Below are 23,428 nucleotides of genomic sequence, written 5' to 3'. Positions count from 1 at the left end.
ACCACTACCGATGAAAAAGGTGGAGTGACGGTTCAAACGATCGTCCTGACTTTTGGACCTGATTCTGATAAAGAAGCGGTTTACACAGTTGAGGCTAGTAAACCGATCAATGAATATACCAACGGAAATGTACTGGCGACAGTAGCAGATGCTGATGGTGCAATTACCAACGCTGAAGTTACTTCCGGAAGTATTCCGGCTGGAGTGATCATGAACGCAGATGGAAGTTTTGAAGTTAGTGACGCAAGTGCACTTGTTGCTGGTGATTATCCGATGGAGATCACTACTACCGATGAAAAAGGTGGTGTGACTGTTCAGACCATTGTTCTGACCTTTGGAGCTGATTCTGATAAGGAAGCAGTTTACACAGTTATAACTGCAAAACCGATCAATGAATATTTTAACGGAGATATCCTGGCAACCGTAGCTGATGCTGATGGTGCAATTACCAATGCTGAAATTACTAATGGAAGTATTCCGGCTGGAGTGATTATGAACGCTAATGGTAGTTTTGAAGTGAGTGACGCAAGCGCACTTATAGCTGGTGATTATCCGATTGAGATCACTACTACCGATGAAAAAGGTGGCGTGACTGTTCAAACCATTGTTCTGACCTTTGGACCTGATTCTGATAAGGAAGCGGTGTATACTGTAGAAACTGATAAACCGATCAATGAATATTCTAATGGAAATGTTCTGGCAACAGTAGCCGATGCTGATGGTGCAATTACCAATGCTGAAGTTACTAATGGAAGTCTTCCGGCGGGTGTTACCTTAAACTCAGACGGAAGCATCCAGGTTTCTAATAAAGACCTTCTGGAAGCTGGTGATCATAGTTTTGAAATCACTACTACCGATGAAAAAGGTGGAGTGACTGTTCAAACGATCGTTCTGACATTTGGAGCAGATTCTGATAAGGAAGCGGTATACACAGTTGAGGCTGGGAAGCCGATCAATGAATATGATAATGGAAACGTACTGGCAACAGTAGCTGATGCTGATGGTGCAATTACCAATGCTGAAGTTACTTCGGGAAGTCTTCCTTCTGGAGTGATCATGAACGCTGATGGTAGTTTTGAAGTAAGTGACGCAAGTGCACTGGTAGCTGGTGACTATCCGATTGAGATCACCACTACCGATGAAAAAGGTGGCGTGACTGTTCAAACCATCGTTCTGACTTTCGGACCCGATTCTGATAAAGAAGCGGTATATACCGTGGAAACTTCTAAACCGATCAATGAATATTCTAACGGAAACATATTGGCAACAGTAGCTGATGCTGATGGTGCTATTACCAAGGCTGAAGTTACTTCCGGTAATCTTCCGGCGGGTGTTACTATAAACTCAGACGGTAGCATCCAAGTTTCTAATAAAGATCTTCTGGAAGCTGGTGATCATAGTTTTGAGATCACCACTACCGATGAAAAAGGTGGGGTGACTGTTCAGACCATCGTTCTGACTTTTGGAGCTGATTCTGATAAGGAAGCAGTTTACACTGTTGAAACTGGGAAGCCGATCAATGAATACTCTAATGGAAATATCCTGGCAACTGTAACCGATGCCGATGGTGCAATTACCAACGCTGAAGTTACTTCAGGTAGTCTTCCGGCGGGTGTTACCTTAAATTCAGACGGAAGCATCCAGGTTTCTAATAAAGATCTTCTGAAAGCTGGTGATCATAGTTTTGAAATCACCACTACCGATGAAAAAGGTGGCGTGACTGTTCACACAATCATTCTGACTTTTGGAGCTGATTCTGATAAGGAAGCAGTTTACACCATGGAAACTGCCAAACCGATCAATGAATATTCTAATGGAAATGTACTGGCAACCGTAACTGATGCTGATGGTACAATTACTAATGCTGAAGTTACTTCCGGAAGTATTCCTTCCGGAGTGATCATGACCGCAAATGGTAGTTTTAAAGTAAGTGATGCAAGCGCACTGGTAGCTGGTGATTATCCGATTGAAATCACCACTACCGATGAAAAAGGTGGCGTAACTGTTCAGACCATTATTCTGACTTTTGGAGCTGATTCAGATAAAGAAGCAGTTTACACAGTTGAGACTGGGAAGCCGATCAATGAATATTCGAACGGAAATATCCTGGCAATAGTAACTGATGCTGATGGTGCAATTACCAATGCTGAAGTTACGAATGGAAGTCTTCCTTCAGGTGTTACCTTAAACTCAGACGGAAGCATTCAGGTTTCTAATAAAGATCTTCTGGAAGCTGGTGATCATAGTTTTGAAATCACCACTACCGATGAAAAAGGCGGAGTGACGGTTCAAACCATCATTCTGACTTTCGGAGCTGATTCTGATAAGGAAGCAGTTTACACAGTTGAGGCTAGTAAACCGATCAATGAATATTCTAACGGAAATGTACTGGCAACAGTAGCTGATGCTGATGGTACAATTAATAATGCTGAAGTTACTTCGGGAAGTATTCCTTCAGGAGTGATCATGAACGCAGATGGTAGCTTTGAAGTAAGCGACGCAAGCGCTCTAGTAGCTGGAGATCATCCGATGGAGATCACCACTACCGATGAAAAAGGTGGTGTGACTGTTCAAACTATCGTTCTGACTTTTGGAGCTGATTCGGACAAAGAAGCGATTTACACAGTTGAGGCTAGTAAACCGATCAATGAATATTCTAACGGAAATATCCTGGCAACAGTAGCCGATACTGATGGTGCAATTACCAAGGCTGATGTTACTTCGGGAAGTATTCCATCTGGAGTGATCATGAACGCTGATGGTAGTTTCGAAGTTAGTGACGCAAGTGCACTTGTTGCTGGTGACTATTCGATTGAGATCACTTCTACCGATGAAAAAGGTGGTGTGACCGTTCAAACCATAGTTTTGACCTTCGGAGCTGATTCAGATGAAGAAGCGGTTTACACTATTGAAGCTGGGAAGCCGATCAATGAATATACCAACGGAGATATCCTGGCAACAGTAGCTGATGCTGATGGTGCAATTATTAAGGCTGAAATTACGAATGGAAGTCTTCCTGCAGGTGTTACTTTAAATTCAGATGGTAGCATCCAGGTATCTAATAAAGATCTTCTGGAAGCTAGTGCTCATAGTTTTGAAATCACTACTTCCGATGAAAAAGGCGGAGTGACTGTTAACACAATCATTCTGACTTTTGGAGCTGATTCTGATAAAGAAGCGGTTTACACAGTTGAGGCTAGTAAACCGATCAATGAATACGCTAACGGAAATGTTCTGGCAACAGTAGCTGATGCTGATGGTGCAATTACCAATGCTGAAGTTACTTCCGGTAATCTTCCGGCGGGTGTTACTTTAAACTCAGACGGAAGCATCCAGGTTTCTAATAAAGACCTTCTGGAAGCTGGGGATCATAGCTTTGAAATCACCACTACCGATGAAAAAGGTGGAGTGACTGTTCAAACAATCGTTCTGACCTTTGAAGCTGATTCTGATAAAGAATCGGTTTACACAGTCGAGGCTAGTAAACCGATCAACGAATACTCTAACGGAAATATCCTGGCAACAGTAGCTGATGCTGATGGTGCAATTACTAATGCTGAAATTACGAATGGAAGTCTTCCTTCTGGAGTGATCATGAACGCTGATGGAAGTTTTGAAGTTAGTGACGCAAGCGCTCTTGTTACTGGTGATTATTCAATTGAGATCACTACTACCGATGAAAATGGTGGCGTGACTGTTCAGACTATAGTACTAAGTTTTATGGGAAGTTCAGATCTGGACAATGATGGATTATTGAACGATGAAGAAATCATCATAGGAACTGACCCACTAAATCCTGATTCAGACGGAGATGGTTTAACTGATGGTGAAGAAGTACTTGGTGAGGATGATAATTTCACTGAACTGCAACCTGATGGAGTTAGTGATCCACTTGACATTTGTGATCCATTACAAACCGCTCCCGGCTGTGATCCGGATAATGATGGATTAACCAATGACCAAGAGGCTGCAGCAGGAACTGACCCACTAGATGCTGATACTGATAATGATGGGTTATACGATGGTGAAGAAGTAACCGGGGTAGATAATCCGGCAACTGAGACCGTGGCAATTGGAGAGAGCGATCCTTTGAACAGATGTGATCCTAATCCGGTTTCAAGTGACTGTCTGGAAAACGGACCGGAAATTAGTCAGAAGCTTTCACCAAATGGCGACGGCATCAACGATTACTTCAGCATCAAAGGATTAGACCAATATGAAGAGAACACTCTTAAGATCTATAATAGATGGGGAGTACTTCTTTATGAAGCTTCTAATTATGGTCAGAATGACAAACTATTCAGAGGAATTTCAGAAGGTAGATTAACGATAAGAAAAGGTGAGGAACTCCCTGCCGGAACTTACTTCTATGTATTGAGATTCAAAGACGGAACTTGGAAATCAAAATCAGGTTATCTATACCTAACCAGATAATAAAATACTATGAAAAAATACATTTTTATACTTGTCTTCGTTTTAGCCTTAAAAGGCTACTCACAACAAGATGCGCAGTACACGCAATATATGTACAACACCGCTTTGTTTAATCCAGCCTATGTAGGATCTGAAGACTTCCTGAAAATTTCAGGAGTTTACAGGTCCCAGTGGGTTGGACTGGATGGCGCACCAGAAACTCTTTCCTTTAGCGTGAATGACCGCATTGGTAAAAACGTAGGGATTGGAGGCTCTGTTATTTCAGATAAAATAGGACCCAGTAATGAAACAGTTCTTAATGCTGATTTTTCTTATACTCTTAAATTTGAAAAAGCCGCACTTGCATTTGGTTTAAAAGCAGGGGCGAATATTTTAAATATTGATTTTACACGACTTTCAGGTCCTGACGACCCGGATTTCAGACAAAATATAGACAACAGGTTCACCCCTAATATTGGGGCAGGGATCTATTATTATAGTCAAAAATTTTATCTGGGTTTCTCTGTACCACAAATGCTGGAAACCAACCATTATAAGTACAATGGAAATTCTGAAAGTTTTTTAGCTAAGGAAAAGTTTCACACCTATTTTATGGGAGGTTACGTGTTCGACCTCAATCCGGAACTAAAATTGAAGCCCGCATACTTATTGAAAGTTACAGATGGTGCACCGGTGCAATTAGACCTTTCGGCTAATTTCTTGTTTTTAGATAAATTCACCTTAGGGGCTTCTTACAGGCTGGACTCGGCAGTCAGTGCTTTAGCGGGAATCCAGGTATTTGATTCAGTTTTTGTAGGATATTCCTATGATGCTGATACCACCAGGTTAAGAACTTATAATGAAGGATCTCATGAAATTGTTTTAAGGTTCGATATTAGAGATGCTCTTAAATATAGCAAATCGCCGAGATTCTTTTAAAGAATTCAAATCACACAAGACAAGCTTCAGAGAAATCTGGAGCTTTTTTTATTTATACAGTTTTTGAAATAGAAATTCCTTCTGGAATAGCAAGTCGCATAATATATTCCTCTAATTTTTAATTCGCTGAAAAGATTTATCTAATCAAGGTGCATGGCTTTGGCGTGACCAGAATGGATCTTGCGAAATTCTCCTGGCTTTTTGTCATTAAGCAATTCCAAACCACCTTTTTCCCTGATAAGTTCAGAAAAATGATCTTCCCTTTTTTCAAATTGCGCTTCATCGGCATAGGTAGTAATAAGGATCAAGCTAACAGGGTTTTCAGGACCGGGTTCGGTTTCCAATAATTCATATGAAGCAATATATCCCTTTGCCATAGCCCTCTCCCGCAGCTTTGCCCAGTTATTTTGATAATAGTATAAAGCTTCACTCCTATTCTCGTTAAGGATCTCGACAAATTCCAGAGTTGAGATCTTTTGATTTTGCTGTGCTTCAGATGTAAGGCCGGTTAGAAGGAGGCATAGTAGAAGAAGATGCTTCATTTTGTTTAAATTTTTACTGATCCATTACAAAACAAACATAAATTATTTCTACATACAATACTGATTATCAAATATTTGATTTTATTTTCTATCTTTAGTCTTAATTGTGATTAGCCTTATTTAATAAGACCTTTATAACACAATTTAACCAACCCCCGCTTCACTTTCTGGTTTTTTAATATCAGGACCCTGATACCTACTTGCTAATAGCTAACTATAAACCACGAATTATGAGAACACAGAAATTAATTCCAATGATCTTCAGTTTACTACTAATCTCAGCATTTTCTTATGCGCAGGAAAAAATAAGTTTAGTGTTAATTGTTGATACAGATTCCATCACTCAGGAAAATATCTCTGAAACCTGCAGGTTTACAGACCAAGCTGCGGGGACAAGTATCATAGATTATATTACTCTGGTTAATATTGGCGATGAAATTAAATGGAAAGCAGACGAAGCCGAGGGAAATACCGGCAAGGTTAAATTGGAAAAGTTTAAACATGAAAATGGTCCGAAATTCTTTGATAAAGACTCTATTCCTGTAAGTTTTGGCAGAATTAAAGGAATTATCAAAAATGGAGCTCCTAATGAAATCGAAAAATACAGTATTGTAATAAAAGTAAAAAAGAGCGGTGGTGATTGGGAAGAATACATCATTGATCCAAAACTAAAAATGAATTAAACAAAATCGCTGTATGCTGGAAATGGAAGTGCATAAGGTCTGTTATAAGTTCAGGGTATTGTATATCCTGTTCCTTCTTATTACTCTTTTTCCACATAATAATTTTGGACAAAATCAGGATAAGGCAGATAGTTTGGAGGTCCTCTATAATTCCAGCAGTAGCGCTAAAAATAATCTAGAGGTTCTCGATGGTTTGGCAATAAATACCGCAGATCCTATTAAAAGATTAAAATATGCAAATGAACTACTCACAACCGCCAAAAAGAAAAATGCCAGTAAATATTTCTTTCAGGCTTATTTTCAGAAAGGATATGCCTATTTTTCTCAGGGTGATTACACGGCAGCATTAGAAAGTTTTTATAATGCTGCAACCTTAGCCAAAACAAAAAATGATTTGGGACAGGTAAAGGTTACTATTGGAGATGTTTATTCCCTCACTGGGAATCACGACAGGTCTATGAAGCATTACCATGAAGCGATCGAGATTTTCAGAGAAACAGAGAATGAAGAAAACCTGGGCCGGGCTCTATTTAATGCAGGGGATGAATATCTCAAAAATAACAAAGTAGAGAAAGCCATCTCTTATTTAAAAGAAGCTGAGCAAATATTTATAAAAATGCATTTTGATCTGGGTCTTGCCTATTGCAAAGGCACCCTTGGCCTGGCCTACGCAAAATTAAATATGTACGATGAGGCTGAAGCCAACCTTCAGGAAGCCATACAATCTCTCGAGAAAAAAGAAGATTACATGCCCATTTGTGAATTCCTGAATGGGATGTCTGACATTTATGCCGATAGAGGTCTGGATTCTACCGCTATTGAATTTGCATTGATAAGCCGGGACCTGGCAAAATCTTATGGTTTTAAAAATGAAATTAGAGAAGCAAATTTAAGACTATCCAAAATTCATGAGAAAAAAGGGAATATCCCTGAATCTTATAAATTTTACAAAGAATATATCACCTATAGAGATAGTGTATTAAATGTCTCAACTGCTCAAAATATGGCAGGTTTACGGGCAGACTATGAAGTTTCTCAAAAGCAGGCTGAAGTAGATCTTTTAAGCGAGAAACAAAAAAATCAGCAATTAGTGGTGATCTCCATTGCGGTAGCCTCGTTCCTTATCTGTTTGCTGGCCTTTGGCTTATACCGCAGAAATAAATTCATAAAAAGGACCAGTAAAATAATAGAAAATGAACGAAACCGGGCAGAAAGTTTATTGCTGAATATACTTCCGGAAGAAACTGCCAGGGAATTAAAAAAATATGGTAAGGTAAAAGCCAAAAAATTTGAGTCGGTTACGGTGCTTTTCGCCGATTTTAAAAAGTTCACTCTCTATGCGGAGAGGTTATCTCCAGAAAAGTTAATCGAGTCTGTGGATTTCTATTTTTCGAAATTCGATGAGATCATTGAAAAATACGGCATTGAAAAAATTAAAACTATAGGTGACAGTTATATGGCTGCAAGTGGTCTTCCCTTCCCAAATGAAGATCATGCGATACGAATGGTGAAAGCGGCTTTTGAAATGATCCAGTTTGTGGAGGAATCTAAAGGCAGTTCCATCGTTCATGATGCCGATTTTGATGTAAGGATTGGAATAAATTCCGGGCCGGTAATCGCCGGAGTGGTTGGCACAAAAAAGTTCGCTTATGATATATGGGGTGATACGGTGAATATTGCAGCGAGAATGGAGTCTCATTCAGATATTGGCCGAATCAATATCTCAGAAAATACTTATAGGTTAATACAAAAAGAATGCAATTGTGAATATCGTGGAGAAGTTGAAGTAAAAAATGGACGATTACTGAATATGTATTACGTCAATTCCTTCAAAAAGCAAATGAAAGAAACCTTAATGCAGGATTGAAATTTAGCGATTGGATTTAACCGGTACACCTGTCCTGGTATTCCTGGTTGAGACTTTGCGATGGTGAGCATTGAATTTACCCGTTATCAACCAGCCAATTCCAAGTCCTAATAAAATCCCGGATAACAGATGAAGGTCTGTGCGTGTGCTTAAGTACCCAATAAAAATCCCGGAAAGCATCATCGCTATCCCAATCAACCTTACTTTATTCATGATCTATTTATTGTGGTCTATTGATCAAATTGCAGGTAGGGATAGCAAGTAGTATATCGACCAGTTTCGAGCGGTAAACATAATAAAATAATTTAAAAAACAAAATACTTTTAGTCGTTAAAATACTAATTATCAACTATTCACTTGGTAACTTGTCATATTTTTCTTTCAAATACCTGATCTTCATTGAAAACTCAGAGACTGCACATTCATTTCCTAAAATAATTATCTAAGAAAAAAAGGAACATCGAACTTCATTAAAATAGCGCTTAAAAAATCATTCACAACTTTCACCAGTCATCCCACATTCAATCTTAAGCGTTAGTTTTCAACTAATTAGAGCATAAATTGACATAAACCGAGGGTTTTCCCTTAATAATTTTCTTAGAATCAGCGGCTAACTTTATTAGTCCGTTTAATATTTTAAATTATGATTGAAGATTATTCTCATATTTACAGGGCCATTATTCTGGGGCTTAGTGTACTCCTTTCAGTGTATATTGTCTATAAGTTCATAGGTTAATTTAAAAGCCCCACACTAAAACTTATACGACTTCCATTGGAATTGAAGAAGTGAAAATGCCAAATTGATTTTAAGAGTAGGTTTAGTATCTCTCCTAAAATGAATTCAATTGAATGAGCTGAATATAATTACCATTAGCATCATCAAATATGGCTTCAAATCCATAATCTGTTTGAATAGGATCTTTTTTAAACTTTACCCCTTTCTCCTTTAGTTCCTCCACGGTTTTATAAATATCTGCAGCTTTAAAAGTAATAACCGGAATACCCATTTCATATAATTTCTTTTTGTAATCAATAGCTACCTGAATTCCGTTTGGTTGTGTAGGTTCCAAAAGGATGGTGGTATCACCATCCCCCAATGGAGATTTTATTATGGCAATATAATTTTCCGGAGAGTACATTACTTCTTCAAAGCCAAGGGTTTGAGTGTAATATTCAAAAGCTTTGGAAGGATCTTCTACAAAGATACTTACCATTGCTACCTGCATAGGGTGTTTGTTTTGTGCCATAATGTTAAAACTAGAAATTATTAAAAATGTAAGAAGGAACAATTGCTTCATCGCAAATTTTTAAAGGGAAAACTTATTATACAAAATCATTCTAAAGTTACGGAACTAATTTATTACACTTTTTATACTCCTCAACAACTAATAAACCTTTGTTAAAGCAGTAATTAAGCCTATATAATTTCGTCCAATTAATTGAATTTAAAATAAAACAAAACTATGTCCAATACCAACTATAAAATAGGATTAGATTCTGTAGAACTCGAAAATGCCAATAATGATCAAATGGCTCTGCTTGAGAAAGCTCAAAAAGAGAATGGTATGATCCCAAATATGTATAAGAATATGGTAAACCTCCCTGGTTTACAGGAAACTTATGATACCGGTTACAAAAACTTCCGGCAACAAAGCGGATTTACCCCTGCTGAACAGGAAGTTGTTTTTCTTACTTTAAGTGTGGATAATAATTGTGGCTACTGTACCGCAGCCCATAGTTTTATAGCAGATAAAATGTCCAAAACCCCTGTAGAGGTTACCAATGCCATTCGTGATGGTAAAGAAATACCGGATGAGAAAATGGCCGCTCTTTCACGTTTTACCAAGGTGATGAATACCACAAAAGGAAATCCATCAGAAGATGACGTGAAAAATTTTATTGATGCAGGATATTCAGAAAAGCAAATACTTGCGATCATTCTCGCCCAGTCTGTAAAAACTATCAGTAATTATTCCAACCATATTTTTCATACAGAAGTTGATGAAGCTTTTAGTGGTAGAAAAGTTCAGAATTCCTAAATAGAGAACTGTATTCAAATTAAGCGATCCGATTTCTTTCGGAGAAATTTTTCTGTTTACTAAATCAAACCCTATAATATTTATGAAATTATTGACCTCTTTTGATCTGAAAGGATTAAAACTGAATAACCGCGCGATCATGGCTCCTCTTACAAGAGCCCGTGCAACTAATAATATTCCCAATGACCTCATGCTGAAGTATTATACTCAGCGAGCACAGGCCGGCCTTATAATATCTGAAGGTACCGCACCTTCACCTAATGGTTTGGGTTATGCCCGAATTCCGGGAATTTATACTGACGAACAGATCACAGGTTGGAGAAAAATCACCGATACTATTCATGAGGAAGGCGGAAAAATTTTCTTGCAACTTATGCATACCGGAAGGGTTTCCCATCCATATAATATGGCAGAAGATGCAGAGATCCTTGCCCCATCTGCGATCGCTCTTGAAGGTGACATGTATACCGACCAACATGGTCCTCAACCCTATCCAATTCCCAAGGAAATGACTACGCAGGACATTGAGGAAGCTCAGAACGAATTTGTTCAGGCAGCTGAAAATGCCATAAGCGCTGGTTTTGATGGTGTGGAAATACATTCAGCGAATGGTTATTTATTAGATCAGTTCTTAAATACCGCTACTAATAACAGAACCGATGATTATGGCGGGAGTATCGGGAAACGAAGCAGATTTACTCTTGAGGTAGTCGAAAAAGTTGCGAATGCCATTGGAGCCGAAAAAGTTGGGGTAAGATTATCTCCTTACAGTGTTTTTAACGGTACAGAAGTTTTTGAAGAGCTGGAAGACCAATTCCTGTTTCTTGCAGAAAAACTGAATTCCTATAACCTGGCATACCTTCATCTTGTTGATAATTCCTCACTGGGATCACCAGATGTTCAAAAGGAAATTTTTGGAAAAATACGGGAAACATATAAAGGTAATATCATCTTAAACGGAGGCTTCGGAAAGGCGGAGGCTGAAAATTTCATCGCTGAAGGGAAAGCAGACCTAATTTCCTTCGGAAGGTCGTTTATCGCAAATCCGGACCTTGTTTACCGCTTTGAAAATGACCTTGATCTAAATGAACCGGATTATGATACTTTTTACGCCGGCGGCGAGAAAGGCTATATAGATTATCCGGCGGTTAAGGAAAATGAAACTGTAGCATAGAAGTATTTACAGTTATTTTATTGAGGAAGTCCCGGTAATACCGGGACTTTTTTAATTTAATTAGTGACTCCTGGCCATCTTTAAACCTGCTTTAAAGCCCTTATAAAATTATCAAGAAAATTCTGCCGCTTTGATTCAGACAAAAGGTCTATGGATAAAAATGGGTTAAGATCTTCCAGTTCTACCAGCAGTAAGGATCCATCCTGTTTCCGGCAGGCATCCACTCTGGTGACACCATGCTGAATTCCATTCCAATTGATAAACTTTTCAGCAAATATCAGGTCGTCATTAGAAGGGTGATATTCTTCCAGCTTCCATCTTTTTGACTTATCCGGTGCATATAATGCATATTGAAATTGCTCATTGAGAAAATAAAAAGATACTTCGTACTTAAAATCTATAAATGGCTGAATGATTTTTCCGGAAGGAGACGCTGCTACAAGTTGATCCTTTGTTAGAAATTCCATTCCAATGGAATCGGCTCCATTTAATAGTTTCACAACATATATATCTGTATCTCCTAAGATTTCCAATTGAGAAATATTGGAAACTGTAGGGATTACCGGGAAACCGGCCTTGGTTAGCTCAAGCAAATATTGTTTACCCAGAATATCTCCTTTTCCATCGAAACTATTAAAAGTTTTGATGTTTTTCTCTTTTACGACTTTCAGCATTTCCTGAAAATATTCCTGATAACCGGCAATGGGTCCGGTATTTCTAAAAACAACAACATCTGCTTTTTCCAGATTAGAAATAGCCTGGTGAGGATGACCTATAAGCACATTAAAATGAGGTTTAAGCTTTTCCGTGATATACAGGTCTTCTTCATAATAATTCCTGCCATTGGCTTGGTAATAGAAATCGGTTAAATACAGTATGGTCTTCATGGGGAATTTTCAGGTTTTATGGGGAGAAAGTTAGAAATATTAAGCGGGATGATATGGGTAAAACCATATCAAACCAGGTATTTTAAAACAGGTTATAAGTCCGGACAACTGGATCTCAGTACATTACTTAGAATCCTAAAGATTGTGAATATCTATTTAATCCAAGTCTTTCGTAGACGTCTTTAAAATCTATATTTGGCGACCCAAAAAACAATATAGATATGAGCGTAATCTGGTATGAATGTAAAGTTAAATACAGAAAAACCCATGAGACCGGCGAGTCTAAAATAACTACTGAAACCTATTTGCTGGATGCAATTTCCTATACTGAAGCTGAGGCTCGTATAACCGAGGAGATGGCGGCATATACCAGTGAAGAATTCAGGATTACCAATATAAAAGTTGCTAATTTATCTGAAGTTCATCCTTTCGAGAATTCAGACCGATGGTTTAAAGCCAAGATCTCTTTGATTAGCTATGACGATGAAAGCGGAAAAGAGAAAAAATCCAATCTGTATATGCTAATTCAGGCCAATGATGTAAAAGAAGCCTATGAAAATACAGAACAGGCCATGCAGGGTACGACCGGAGATTATACTATTCCCGCGATTACCGAATCTCCAATCCTGGATGTATTCCCATATTTTACGGGTGAGGAAGAGGAAGCAGCTCCTTCTGTTGAATCTACAGAAGTAAATGAACCGGAAGTTGAAGAAACCGAGGCTTAATAAGCCTTCCAGTTATCTCCACAATTCCTATAAGTGTGTAATCTAATTCGCACCGGTGGGATTTGTGGGGAATTTCTCCCCATTTTTTACAAACTGCCTTTTTAACCGGCTGATTTATAAAGACCTGAACACTGGCACGTGAATTGCTTATGCACCAACTCAAAATGATTTAATAAAATCAATAATATATGAATTCAGGCAATAAATCTTCTGCAGGTACACCTGCAAATATTGAATCTAATAATAACATGCCCGTTAAAAACCCCACCAGTACATGGGGAATAGTAGTACTTGTGAGCACTTTCATTTTAATGATTGGGGCTGCTTTTTTAGTTTATAACTTACAAACCGACTTTGCTGCTTACAATATGGAAAAAATGAATTCCTCCTGGGGATTCGCTTTCTTTATTCTGGCCAGTGCTTTATTTCTTTACAGAGCCGGGTTTTTTATTTATAATTTGTATCTCTACTTCAGGTATAAGGCTATTGAATCTGTATCTGACGAAGAATTACCAACCGCTACGGTGATCGTACCGGCTTATAACGAGGGAAAACAGGTCTATGCTACCTTGATGAGCCTTGCTGCCAGTGATTTTCCAAAGGAAAAATTGCAATTACTTGCTATTGATGATGGTAGTAAAGACGATACCTGGTACTGGATGCAGGAGGCAAAGAAGGTATTAGGTGATCGTGTATCTATATACCAACAACCGCAAAATAAAGGAAAACGTCATGCGCTTTACCGCGGTTTCAACCTTGGAACCGGAGATGTATTCGTTACTGTAGATAGTGACTCTGTTGTAAATCCTGATACATTAAGAAATTTGGTTAGCCCGTTCGTAGTGAATGAAAAATGTGGGGCGGTAGCCGGAAATATTCGTGTATTGAATAATGACAAGGCATTATTGCCTAAAATGCTCAACGTAAGTTTTGTACTGAGTTTTGAATTTGTTCGTTCTGCAGAAAGTACTTTGGAATCTGTACTTTGTACACCCGGGGCTTTAGCCGCTTATAGAAGAACTTCAGTATTTAAATGTCTTCCGCAGTGGATCAATCAAACCTTTATGGGGAAAGCTTCAGATATTGGAGAAGACCGTGCAATGACCAATATGATCCTAAAACAGGGGAAACATGTGTTGTTCCAGCGAAACGCCTATGCATATACCAATGTTCCGGAAAAGTATAAGGGATTATATAAGATGTTCATTAGATGGGGAAGAAGTAATGTTCGTGAAAATATTCAAATGGCTAAATATGTTTTTACCAACTTTAGAGAAGGGTCAAAAACAGGGACAAGACTTCTTTTTATCAACCAGTTTCTTAAGATAATAATGAGCTATCCTCTTATTTTCTTAATGCTGTTCTTTGTGATATCTCATCCGGTACTTTTTATTAGCTCGACTTTATTGAGTATCCTGATATTATCCAGCTTCCCGGCATTTTTCTATGCTAAGAAGTATAATACAACAGAATCATTCTGGGCATATTCCTATAGTATTTTATACACTTTCGGATTATTCTGGATCACGCCTTACGCCATAGCTACGGCAAGTAAAAGTGGATGGTTAACCCGTGAACTGAGCACGAAAAAATAGTTTGTGGGTAGATTTTAACTTGAAGAAAAAGCCTGTGATCTGAATGTTCACAGGCTTTTTTTATGCTGAAAGTTTGACTACACTAATTGCTCACCTTTATTAATGGATTTATATTTTTCAGGTCAGAAATCATCTGGTCATTATCCAAAGGTGCAAGATAAATCTCGTCATACTTTCCATATTTAAGGATGATACCATTTTTTGCGATCGCAGGTTTTAGGCCCACCCACATCGTTTCATTTTTACGAATTTCGGTTATTGAACGTATGTCTATTTTCCCCTTATTAAATGCCGACCTGTACTTTAGCCATTCGCCCTCTATCGCATAGGAAGTATCTAACAGGATCCATAATATCAGTAACACCGGAGAAATAAGAGGCAGCATTATCCAGGGCCTCTCGATTATCATTTCATGGTCCACCCAGAAGCTTATTAACGGAATTAAAAGTAGTCCGAATAGAAGAAAATAAATAAACTTACCCTTACGGGCTTTGTATTTTTTCATTTTAAAATAATAAAATCAACAAGTTTAGCTAATTTATTATTTTATAAGAAATGCTGGTAGTAGTATACGGATGCTTTGTTCTATATTTAATTAAGGTCTATTTTAAGACCTCCAAACCACTTTGCAAAAAGATTGTACAGGATTGCCTCTATAAGTCCCAGGATAAATCCGGCGATCATGAAGATGACCGGCATTCCGATCAATGCCCCGAAGGCTAATACAGTTCCAGAACTTAAGCCTGGGGTTTCCATCGTCACCGGGGAGAGCATTTCCAGGCTAACTAGCGCATCTATGATGAGCCCACTGAAAGAATATAGAATTCCGCAAACCAAACCTATTAGACCTCCCAACACAGCCTGAAATCTTGCAAAAGAAACTATATCTAACTTTTGGATTACCATACCTTGGAAATAAGGTAAATAAAGATAAGAATAATATACTTTTGACTAAACAAAAAAGCCTGTAATTCATGGAATTACAGGCTTTTTATTAGTTTACAGAAGGCTTATTTAAGCGCCTTATATAATTTTTCAGCTACTTCTCCAGATGATGCCGGGTTTTGACCGGTGATCAAATTTCCATCTTGTACAGAATATGGTGTCCAGTTTTCTGCCTGAGAAAATATCGCTCCATGTTCTTTGAGCATGTCTTCTAAAAGGAATGGTACCACCTCGGTAAGCTGAACCGCTTTTTCTTCTTCATTGGTAAATCCGGTTACCTTTTTCCCTTTTACCAAAGCTTCGCCATTTTCGTTTTTAACGTCTTTCAGCACTCCGGGAGCGTGACATACAAATGCGATAGGTTTCTTTTGCGAATTAAAAGTTTCTATCAGTTTAATCGATGTCTTATCTTCTGCCAGATCCCACAATGGTCCGTGACCGCCCGGGTAAAATACGGCATCATAATCTGAAGCATTTACCTTGTCCAGTTTCACCGTATTTGCAATGACTTCCTGAACCTTCTTATCGTTAAAATAACGTTTAGTAGCTTCGGTCTGGCTGGCATTTGCCTTACTTCTTGGATCGATTGGTGCCTGCCCTCCTTTTGGGGAAGCAACTGTAATATTCACTCCTTTATCCAAAAGATTATAATATGGTGCGGCAAATTCCTCTATCCAGAAACCGGTCTTTTCACCTGTATCTCCTAATTCATCATGAGAGGTGAGCACGAAAAGCACATTCTTCTTAGCTTTCTCAGCATCATTTTTTACAGGCTTTGTTTGACTCGTTGCTGTAAGACTGGTGAAACCCAGTGCCAGTATAATTAAATGTTTTAATTTCATCTTGTTGTTCTTTTTGTTATTCAATTTATTAATAAGACATGGTTACGATCTGTTCCACATCTTCCGGTTTTAAATTCTGATTTTCTCCCAAACCTTCCCATCCGCGGTTACGGAATCTTTTCGCGATCTCTTCAGCAGTACCTTCATAATCCTGAGTATATTCAGAAAGTTTAGTTTCTATTCCAAGATCATTAAAGAACTTCTCTGTTCTTTCAATAGCCTTACTTGCTTTTTCTTCGAGCGAACCTTCAGAAATTTTCCAGACGCGTTCGCCGTACTGAGCAAGTTTTTCCTTTTTCGCTTCAAAGTTATATTGATAGTGACTTGGCGCGATCACCGCCAGGGTACGGGCATGGTCGATGCCATAAAGAGCCGTAAGCTCATGGCCCATTGCATGTATGGCCCAATCTGTAGGTACTCCTTTCTGGATCAAACCATTCAATGCCATGGTACAACTCCACATAAAATTAGACGCTGCCGTATAATCTCTGGGATCTTTTAAAATTTTTGGCGCCACCTCAATCAGGGTTTGCAAAATACTTTCTGAAATTCTATCCTGAAGAAATGCACCTGCGGGATAAGTAAGATATTGTTCCAACACATGTGTAAAAGCATCGGTTATCCCATTTACCAATTGTCTTTCCGGGATGGAATGGATCACCTCCGGATCCAGGACTGAGAACTGCGGAAATAATCCCGGGCCTCCCATGGTTAATTTCTCTTTGGTAGCTTTCCTGGTAATTACCGCTCCTGAATTCATTTCAGATCCGGTTGCAGGAAGCGTTAGCACTGTCCCGAAAGGCATCCCTTTTTTCGTAGGGATCTTATTGGTTAAAATTTCCCAGGGCTCCTCACCCTCATATAATGCAGCTGAAGAAAGGAATTTTGTACCGTCTATTACAGAACCTCCGCCTACCGCTAAAAGGTAGGTTACCTTCTTTTCTTTGATCACCTTCAGCGCTTCCATTAAAATATCATATTCCGGATTAGCAGGAATTCCCCCAAATTCGATCACTTCATGTTGAGAAAGAGCAGTTTTCACCTGCTCATAGATACCGTTCTTTTTGATACTTCCTCCTCCATACAACAGCAATATTTTTGCTCCTGTGGGGATCTCGTTCTTTATACTTTCAATCTGTCCCTTTCCAAATAAAATTTTGGTAGGGTTCTTATATTCAAAATTTTTCATGGCAATTTTTCTCCCTTTTTTTCTACAATTTCACTACCATCTTACCTTTGTTCTTTCCTTCAAAAAGGTCTAAAAAGGCTTGTGGGATATTGTCAAAACCTTCTCTAATGGTTTCAGTATAAGTTAATTTATCTTCATTTAGCCATTGCGTTAACTGCTTCACTCCTGCCGGATGTTTCTCCACAAAATCGAAGATCACAAAGCCCTGCATTAAAGAGCTCTTCTTAACTAGAAATGGTTGTACACTTATGCTCTTTGGCAGCTCTGTATTGTTATAAACAGAGATGGCTCCGCAATTCACCGTTCTTGAGAACTTATTGATATTAAACAGCACGGCTTCAGAAATTTCTCCTCCAACATTGTCAAAATAGACATCAACTCCATCCGGACAGGCATTCGCAATAGCCTGAGTCATATTTTGTGTAGTGTTATAATTGATACCTGCATCAAATCCGAATTCAGATTTTAGCATTTCAACCTTTTCATCTGTTCCGGCAATTCCCACTACGCGAAGACCAAGGATCTTTCCTATTTGTCCTACCACACTACCTACTGCTCCTGCAGCCCCGGAAACAACAAGGGTTTCTCCTTCTTTTGGCTTACCAATTTCAGTAAGTCCTAGATATGCCGTTAGTCCCGTCATTCCCAGGATTCCCAAATAAGCTGAAAGCGGTGCTTTGTCCGGATCTACTTTCATCAAGCCGTTGGCTTTGGCTACCTGAGTTTCTTTCCATTCCAGCATTCCGGAAACATGATCTCCTTTACTAAAAGCAGGATCTTTGGACTCAATAACTTCAGCAATCATCCCTGACACTATAGGTTTTCCAACTTCAAATGGTTCTATATAAGAGGGTGCATCACTCATTCTCCCTCTTAAATAGGGATCAACAGATACATATTCGGTTTTCAGAAGAAGCTCACCTTCTTTTAATTCAGGTACTTCACTTGATGTAAAATCAAAATCTTCTAATCCGGGCTTTCCCGTAGGTCTGTTCTTTAAATTTATCGTTCTTGTCTTCATAATTCTTTTCATTTATTTTTTAATACTATTCCAGGCCATTTCAAATGCTTCATCAATGTTCGCAGAGGTTAAACTGCAAACCTCACGTTGCTGCATATTCATTAAAAAGGCTATAGGGTAAATACTATATGCGTATAGCAAATAAGGGGAGACCGGTTTAATAATTCCCTCTTTCTGCCCCCTTTCCCAAAGATGCAGTAAAGGCTGCAGATGCTTTAAGCCCTCTTTTCTACTTGGTTCATCCACAATTGGAGTATTATCACACTGAGTAAGGAACATGGCCTCATCGATCTCTTTTAGTTTGAATTCAGCGATATTCTTCCAAATGTTCTCAAAACCATCTTTAACTGACAATTCTTCATTGTAATTTTTAAAAGCAAATTTTGTAAAAGACTCTTTAACCTCAATGTAGACACGGTTCACCAGATCCTGCTTATTTTCAAAATAGAGATAAATGGTTCCTGCCGAAACATTTGCCAACTTGGCGATCTTCGACATGGGAGCTGCATGAAAACCGTGGTTGTTAACCAGGTAAATAGTGGCTTTCACTAATGCATCTCTTTTGATCTGACTTTTGGAAATTGTATTCATCTACTTCTAATTCGGCTGCAAAGATACAATAAATGAATGAACGTTCATTTTTTTAAACGGGTTTATGTTTTATTTAACCCTTGGATAGATTATTTCCGCCTGGACTTCAATTTTGATCAGGTTTTTCTTATCTAAAATTGCTGCTTAAAATTTTCTATATTGCTGAAAATCCTTTGGTATATAAAATGAAAAAAGTTCTCCTTTCGGCATTAATGCTATGCCTTTTTGTTTCTTTTCCAGCTGCATCACAAAGCGATCACCTCTATATAAAAGCCGGAAAATTCTACGATAGTGAATCCAATAAAATACTGAAGGATCAGGTAATTGAGATCACCAATAATAAGATCTCAGCTGTAGGTCCAAACCTGGATATTTCTGAAAATGCACAGGTTATAGATCTTTCAAATCATACCGTATTACCTGGTTTAATAGATGCACATACCCATGTACTTTTCAGCCAGACTCCACAAGATGATTTTTCGGTAAAAAGCATACAGACGCTTACCATGGAAAGTCCGGCTCTTCGAACCTTACGCGGTGCCAACCGGGTACAGTCTTATCTTGATGAAGGATTTACCAGTATAAAGGATCTTGGGAATTCAGGCCAATACCTTGATGTAGCTTTAAGAGATGCCATAAATGAAGGAACCACCATTGGACCAAGAATTTTTGCTTCGGGACCCATTTTATGCAGTATAGGCGGACAGATCTATGGCGTTTCCCATACACATCAGGACCTCATCGATCTTGAATACAGAATTATAAAAAATGAAGATGATGCCATCAATGCAGTGAGGGAACATGTGAATCAAAATGTGGATATCATAAAGATTTGTGCCGATAATTTACCAAATAACACCAGGCTTAGCCTTAAAGAAATGAAAGCTATTGTAGAAACAGCGCACTCCTACGGTTTAAAGGTTACCGCCCATTGTGTATTGGATAGCTCGGCCAGAACAGCTATTGAGGCCGGGGTGGATGGACTGGAACACGGTTTTTTCCTTTCAGACGAAACCATGAATCTTATGGCTAAAAATAACATTTATTTAGTCCCAACCGAGAATAGCCAGACCTATATGGATAAATATTACGAATTGGAAGGCAGCAAACAGGAAGATCTGGACTGGATGGAGGGTTATATGAAAAAGACGAGAGAGCGTTTGATGAAGGCAAAAGCCAAAGGTGTGGTGATCATTGCGGGCTCAGACAATTATAACGACCTTGGAGTTTCGCAGGGAAAAATTTCTAAAGATATGTTCCGCGCTTATTATGAAGCCGGAATGAAACCACTGGATATTTTACAATCTGCCACTTATCTTTCAGCAAATGCTATGGGGAAAGAGGACAAAATTGGAATAATAAAACCAGGTGCGTTTGCCGACCTTATAGCCGTAAAAGGAGATCTGAATCAGGATTTTTTAAATACACTGGAAAATATTGTGCTCATCATGAAAGACGGAAAAATATATAAGAATGAGATAGAATAGATAGAATCACTATTTATGAAATCATCAATGGGAAAGGCTTAGTCTTTTTCCACAACTTCATCACGATCGCCTTCTTCCTCTATACCTTCCCTTATCATTTCTTCCACTTCTTCCTTTTCTTCCGGTTCGAGAATTTCTACTTCCTCCTCCTGAACTTCTTCAGAATGATTGATAAAGAATTTACAGAACAGCGGTAAATGATCACTATCGATATTCCTTAAGGTTTTAAATTCCTCGATAAATATGTCGGTTGTATGAAACAGCAGATCTATCGGGAATCTTAGCAATTTGTATTTCGCATGAAAGGTAGAAACAAATCCACGTCCTATCCGGGGGTCAATTAACTCTGAAGTTTTTCTAAAAAGGATAGAAGATTTCGCCCAGGCAACATTATTAAAATCACCCACTACGATCACCGGGCCTTTGGTGGCTTTAACCTTCTTGGCAATACACAACAGTTCACCATCCCTTTCTTTTGAAGTCTCTTCTTCAGTAGGACTCGGTGGTGGCGGATGAACCCCAAAAAAGGTAAATTTTGTACCGTCTGATGTTTTAAGGCTGGCTTCAATGCTGGGCAGATCATCTGCAACAAAATAGTTCACCTTAATGTCACTGGCGGGAAGCTTGCTGTAAAAATGAATCCCGTATGTATTCTCCAGTGCGACTTTTTTATAATACGGAAAGTCTTTTTCCAATACCTGGATGGCATCTTCCCATTCCTTATTCGTTTCCATGGTAAGGAGAATATCAGGATCTGTGTCATTGACCAGATCGATCAGTTTCCCATAATTTTCATTAAACTGGTAAACGTTTACAGAAATGATGGAAACCGAAAGTGAATGCCTTGAAATACCTGAATATTTATTCCTTTTATAAAGCGTGGTATAAGGAATAAGGATGATAAGATTGTAAACGATCAAAGCGGCTTCAATAGAATGAATGCCCCAGAACAACCCGTTCCTGTTTTCAATAAACTGAAACCCGAGGATCAAATTCAGTAGCAATAAAACTGTCAACTGAATTCGGCCAAATTCCCAAACTCTAAACATCCAGTGCTGGTGGGAAATAAATGGAAGAACTCCACCCAGAATAAAGATCAAAGACAGAATGTAAATGAAGATTTCCATTTTGAAGGCTTAGGTAATTCTCAAATTAATGCTGAAGTAAAAGTAGTGATATTAAGAATATAGCTCATAAGTTTAGGCTTTTCTTAATATCCATGGACCTAAGCCGGGTCAAACTTCTATAAGATGGAATATCCAAAGACAACGGAAAAGGTATTATAATCTGAGTCTGCATTCATATAATCCCCAAGTACTTCCCGGGCTGTTTGATATCTTAATTCCAAACTATAGCGTTTCTTATAATTATAACCCACACCAAGAGCAAGGTTAGCTTCAGTAGAAAGTTCTTGTTTATTGACAGTACTGCCGTTAAAGGACCTCTTGAATTCTACTTCAGATCCTGAATCTATATCTATAACATAAGCCACATTTGCGAAAACGGCCGACTTCTCATTCAGAAAAATATAATGCCGTGCCCCAAGAGGGATTTCTATCGAAGTATATTCTACCAAAGCATCTACTTCCCCACCGGAAATATTATCGGCTTTGTAATTTCTCTCACTTTTATAGGATTGGTAGGTTGGCTCAACAAACAAACTCCATTTATTTTTATTGAAAGGCAGGATGAACTCGGCTTCAAGACCAACTCCAAATCCTGATTCCCTGTCAAATTCCACAGACTGTGTTGAGGATGTAGGATTTGTTATGGTTAGCGAAGATGAGTTAAACCTGGGCCGAATATTAAGGTTAAAAAAATCCTTTTTCCCGGAAGGATTGAACTCCACAACATCTGCGTCCCTGCATTCATTATATTTTTTAAAATAATTAATAAGACTCTCTTTTTCATATTTCAATCTTTCAAGTTGAGAAGGAGTAATATCTCCACACTTCACCTTATTCCACAGCTGTTGTTTAAATTGGTTGTTTTCGGTTATTTTTCCATCCCTGGTTAGATACTTTTTCCAGATCAATTGATTTATTTCTGAATCGGGCCTGGAGTAGAAAAATCTCTGGAGTGCTCCATCTGTATACCCATATAAATTTGTTTCTCCTTCGATCAATACCTGAAGATACAATTGTTCCTTTTGCATGATTGGAGCCCCATTTTCCCTTAGATCACCTAACCTATTGCTACTTCGATCTATACCTACCGTAGCCCTGATATATTTGGAGTGATCATAAATGACAAATTCTTTAACCGCTTCGATTTTTGCCGTTTGAACTTCAGACTCTTCAGCAAGCCGATATTCAAACTGCTCTGGATTGCTTCTCCAGTCGGCATTTCGAATGAACACTTCTTTTTTAACTCCGGAGTTATCTATAAAATATCCATTTTCAAATTGGATCTGGGCAAAGGCATTACAGCAAAAAAGGCATAGAAAGATGCCTGCAAAATTTCTCATAAATTGATAATTAATGATG

21 protein-coding genes are annotated in these 23,428 nt (G+C 38.5%); 9 read left to right on the top strand and 12 right to left on the bottom strand.

The features are described 5' to 3' along the window. Both ACNKXV_RS06900 and ACNKXV_RS06895 read left to right on the top strand, forming a co-directional pair. On the top strand, positions 1-4,434 hold a 4,434-nt coding region (locus ACNKXV_RS06900), incomplete at its 5' end, for a T9SS type B sorting domain-containing protein (RefSeq protein WP_417906969.1). Positions 4,435-4,443: 9 nt separating this feature from the next. Continuing rightward, on the top strand, positions 4,444-5,352 hold the full coding sequence (locus tag ACNKXV_RS06895; RefSeq protein ID WP_417906968.1) for a PorP/SprF family type IX secretion system membrane protein: 909 nt from the start codon (positions 4,444-4,446) through the stop codon (positions 5,350-5,352). 140 nt (positions 5,353-5,492) lie between these two features. Here ACNKXV_RS06895 and ACNKXV_RS06890 read toward each other — a convergent pair whose 3' ends face one another. Then, a complete protein-coding gene (locus ACNKXV_RS06890; RefSeq protein WP_417906967.1) occupies positions 5,493-5,894 on the bottom strand; it encodes a hypothetical protein in 402 nt (133 codons plus the stop codon). A 230-nt stretch (positions 5,895-6,124) separates the two neighbouring features. Between ACNKXV_RS06890 and ACNKXV_RS06885 the strand changes: the two genes are divergently transcribed. Next, positions 6,125-6,577 carry a hypothetical protein gene (locus tag ACNKXV_RS06885; protein ID WP_417906966.1) on the top strand — a complete coding sequence of 151 codons (453 nt, stop codon included), beginning with the start codon at positions 6,125-6,127 and terminating at the stop codon, positions 6,575-6,577. Between the two features lie 13 nt (positions 6,578-6,590). Continuing rightward, the gene (locus ACNKXV_RS06880; protein WP_417906965.1) at positions 6,591-8,444 is read left to right on the top strand and encodes an adenylate/guanylate cyclase domain-containing protein; all 1,854 of its coding nucleotides are present in this window, start codon (positions 6,591-6,593) and stop codon (positions 8,442-8,444) included. Positions 8,445-8,447: 3 nt separating this feature from the next. Here the strand turns inward: ACNKXV_RS06880 and ACNKXV_RS06875 are convergent, their stop codons facing one another. After that, positions 8,448-8,657, bottom strand: a complete 210-nt coding sequence (locus ACNKXV_RS06875; RefSeq protein ID WP_417906964.1) for a hypothetical protein — start codon at positions 8,655-8,657, stop codon at positions 8,448-8,450. 617 nt (positions 8,658-9,274) lie between these two features. Next, a complete protein-coding gene (locus ACNKXV_RS06870) occupies positions 9,275-9,670 on the bottom strand; it encodes a VOC family protein (RefSeq protein WP_417906963.1) in 396 nt (131 codons plus the stop codon). 237 nt (positions 9,671-9,907) lie between these two features. Between ACNKXV_RS06870 and ACNKXV_RS06865 the strand changes: the two genes are divergently transcribed. Both ACNKXV_RS06865 and ACNKXV_RS06860 read left to right on the top strand, forming a co-directional pair. Next, a complete protein-coding gene (locus ACNKXV_RS06865; RefSeq protein WP_417906962.1) occupies positions 9,908-10,483 on the top strand; it encodes a carboxymuconolactone decarboxylase family protein in 576 nt (191 codons plus the stop codon). 82 nt (positions 10,484-10,565) lie between these two features. After that, positions 10,566-11,657 (top strand): alkene reductase, encoded by a 1,092-nt coding sequence (locus ACNKXV_RS06860; protein WP_417906961.1) that lies wholly within the window; start codon positions 10,566-10,568, stop codon positions 11,655-11,657. Between the two features lie 80 nt (positions 11,658-11,737). On the opposite strand, the gene ACNKXV_RS06855 is transcribed toward ACNKXV_RS06860, so the two are convergent. After that, entirely contained in the window at positions 11,738-12,544 is an 807-nt protein-coding gene (locus ACNKXV_RS06855) for a hypothetical protein (RefSeq protein WP_417906960.1), read from the bottom strand. A 221-nt stretch (positions 12,545-12,765) separates the two neighbouring features. Here ACNKXV_RS06855 and ACNKXV_RS06850 point away from each other — a divergent pair, with 221 nt between their 5' ends. Then, entirely contained in the window at positions 12,766-13,272 is a 507-nt protein-coding gene (locus ACNKXV_RS06850; protein ID WP_417906959.1) for a DUF4494 domain-containing protein, read from the top strand. Positions 13,273-13,460: 188 nt separating this feature from the next. Further along, the gene (locus tag ACNKXV_RS06845) at positions 13,461-14,867 is read left to right on the top strand and encodes a glycosyltransferase family 2 protein (RefSeq protein ID WP_417906958.1); all 1,407 of its coding nucleotides are present in this window, start codon (positions 13,461-13,463) and stop codon (positions 14,865-14,867) included. An 82-nt stretch (positions 14,868-14,949) separates the two neighbouring features. Here the strand turns inward: ACNKXV_RS06845 and ACNKXV_RS06840 are convergent, their stop codons facing one another. The 6 genes from ACNKXV_RS06840 to ACNKXV_RS06815 form a co-directional block, all read right to left on the bottom strand. After that, the gene (locus ACNKXV_RS06840) at positions 14,950-15,372 is read right to left on the bottom strand and encodes a PH domain-containing protein (protein ID WP_417906957.1); all 423 of its coding nucleotides are present in this window, start codon (positions 15,370-15,372) and stop codon (positions 14,950-14,952) included. Between the two features lie 86 nt (positions 15,373-15,458). Then, positions 15,459-15,773 carry a DUF3566 domain-containing protein gene (locus tag ACNKXV_RS06835; protein ID WP_417906956.1) on the bottom strand — a complete coding sequence of 105 codons (315 nt, stop codon included), beginning with the start codon at positions 15,771-15,773 and terminating at the stop codon, positions 15,459-15,461. Positions 15,774-15,877: 104 nt separating this feature from the next. Then, the gene (locus tag ACNKXV_RS06830; RefSeq protein ID WP_417906955.1) at positions 15,878-16,654 is read right to left on the bottom strand and encodes a type 1 glutamine amidotransferase domain-containing protein; all 777 of its coding nucleotides are present in this window, start codon (positions 16,652-16,654) and stop codon (positions 15,878-15,880) included. A gap of 28 nt (positions 16,655-16,682) precedes the next feature. Then, positions 16,683-17,843 (bottom strand): iron-containing alcohol dehydrogenase, encoded by a 1,161-nt coding sequence (locus ACNKXV_RS06825; protein ID WP_417906954.1) that lies wholly within the window; start codon positions 17,841-17,843, stop codon positions 16,683-16,685. Positions 17,844-17,865: 22 nt separating this feature from the next. Next, complete coding sequence (locus ACNKXV_RS06820) at positions 17,866-18,864, bottom strand: NADP-dependent oxidoreductase (RefSeq protein ID WP_417906953.1); 999 nt, start codon at positions 18,862-18,864, stop codon at positions 17,866-17,868. Positions 18,865-18,876: 12 nt separating this feature from the next. Beyond that, positions 18,877-19,455 carry a TetR/AcrR family transcriptional regulator gene (locus ACNKXV_RS06815; protein ID WP_417906952.1) on the bottom strand — a complete coding sequence of 193 codons (579 nt, stop codon included), beginning with the start codon at positions 19,453-19,455 and terminating at the stop codon, positions 18,877-18,879. 185 nt (positions 19,456-19,640) lie between these two features. Between ACNKXV_RS06815 and ACNKXV_RS06810 the strand changes: the two genes are divergently transcribed. Further along, entirely contained in the window at positions 19,641-20,942 is a 1,302-nt protein-coding gene (locus ACNKXV_RS06810; RefSeq protein WP_417906951.1) for an amidohydrolase family protein, read from the top strand. 38 nt (positions 20,943-20,980) lie between these two features. Here ACNKXV_RS06810 and ACNKXV_RS06805 read toward each other — a convergent pair whose 3' ends face one another. After that, positions 20,981-22,069, bottom strand: coding sequence for an endonuclease/exonuclease/phosphatase family protein (locus tag ACNKXV_RS06805; protein WP_417906950.1), 1,089 nt, complete (start codon positions 22,067-22,069; stop codon positions 20,981-20,983). A gap of 116 nt (positions 22,070-22,185) precedes the next feature. Beyond that, positions 22,186-23,409 (bottom strand): autotransporter outer membrane beta-barrel domain-containing protein, encoded by a 1,224-nt coding sequence (locus tag ACNKXV_RS06800; RefSeq protein ID WP_417906949.1) that lies wholly within the window; start codon positions 23,407-23,409, stop codon positions 22,186-22,188. Between the last annotated feature and the right edge of the window lie 19 nt (positions 23,410-23,428).

The organism is Christiangramia aquimixticola, from assembly GCF_048285835.1.
In the GTDB taxonomy this organism is placed as follows: Bacteria; Bacteroidota; Bacteroidia; order Flavobacteriales; family Flavobacteriaceae; genus Christiangramia; species Christiangramia aquimixticola.
This window is presented reverse-complemented; position numbering and strand designations above follow the sequence as displayed.

Coding starts and splice junctions, on each gene's coding strand:
- ACNKXV_RS06815 (WP_417906952.1), bottom strand. CDS start 19,455: ATGAATACAATTTCCAAAAGTCAGATCAAAAGAGATGCATTAGTGAAA.
- ACNKXV_RS06885 (WP_417906966.1), top strand. CDS start 6,125: ATGAGAACACAGAAATTAATTCCAATGATCTTCAGTTTACTACTAATC.
- ACNKXV_RS06805 (WP_417906950.1), bottom strand. CDS start 22,069: ATGGAAATCTTCATTTACATTCTGTCTTTGATCTTTATTCTGGGTGGA.
- ACNKXV_RS06850 (WP_417906959.1), top strand. CDS start 12,766: ATGAGCGTAATCTGGTATGAATGTAAAGTTAAATACAGAAAAACCCAT.
- ACNKXV_RS06820 (WP_417906953.1), bottom strand. CDS start 18,864: ATGAAGACAAGAACGATAAATTTAAAGAACAGACCTACGGGAAAGCCC.
- ACNKXV_RS06860 (WP_417906961.1), top strand. CDS start 10,566: ATGAAATTATTGACCTCTTTTGATCTGAAAGGATTAAAACTGAATAAC.
- ACNKXV_RS06890 (WP_417906967.1), bottom strand. CDS start 5,894: ATGAAGCATCTTCTTCTACTATGCCTCCTTCTAACCGGCCTTACATCT.
- ACNKXV_RS06835 (WP_417906956.1), bottom strand. CDS start 15,773: ATGGTAATCCAAAAGTTAGATATAGTTTCTTTTGCAAGATTTCAGGCT.
- ACNKXV_RS06800 (WP_417906949.1), bottom strand. CDS start 23,409: ATGAGAAATTTTGCAGGCATCTTTCTATGCCTTTTTTGCTGTAATGCC.
- ACNKXV_RS06875 (WP_417906964.1), bottom strand. CDS start 8,657: ATGAATAAAGTAAGGTTGATTGGGATAGCGATGATGCTTTCCGGGATT.
- ACNKXV_RS06840 (WP_417906957.1), bottom strand. CDS start 15,372: ATGAAAAAATACAAAGCCCGTAAGGGTAAGTTTATTTATTTTCTTCTA.
- ACNKXV_RS06880 (WP_417906965.1), top strand. CDS start 6,591: ATGCTGGAAATGGAAGTGCATAAGGTCTGTTATAAGTTCAGGGTATTG.
- ACNKXV_RS06870 (WP_417906963.1), bottom strand. CDS start 9,670: ATGCAGGTAGCAATGGTAAGTATCTTTGTAGAAGATCCTTCCAAAGCT.
- ACNKXV_RS06855 (WP_417906960.1), bottom strand. CDS start 12,544: ATGAAGACCATACTGTATTTAACCGATTTCTATTACCAAGCCAATGGC.
- ACNKXV_RS06830 (WP_417906955.1), bottom strand. CDS start 16,654: ATGAAATTAAAACATTTAATTATACTGGCACTGGGTTTCACCAGTCTT.
- ACNKXV_RS06895 (WP_417906968.1), top strand. CDS start 4,444: ATGAAAAAATACATTTTTATACTTGTCTTCGTTTTAGCCTTAAAAGGC.
- ACNKXV_RS06810 (WP_417906951.1), top strand. CDS start 19,641: ATGAAAAAAGTTCTCCTTTCGGCATTAATGCTATGCCTTTTTGTTTCT.
- ACNKXV_RS06845 (WP_417906958.1), top strand. CDS start 13,461: ATGAATTCAGGCAATAAATCTTCTGCAGGTACACCTGCAAATATTGAA.
- ACNKXV_RS06865 (WP_417906962.1), top strand. CDS start 9,908: ATGTCCAATACCAACTATAAAATAGGATTAGATTCTGTAGAACTCGAA.
- ACNKXV_RS06825 (WP_417906954.1), bottom strand. CDS start 17,843: ATGAAAAATTTTGAATATAAGAACCCTACCAAAATTTTATTTGGAAAG.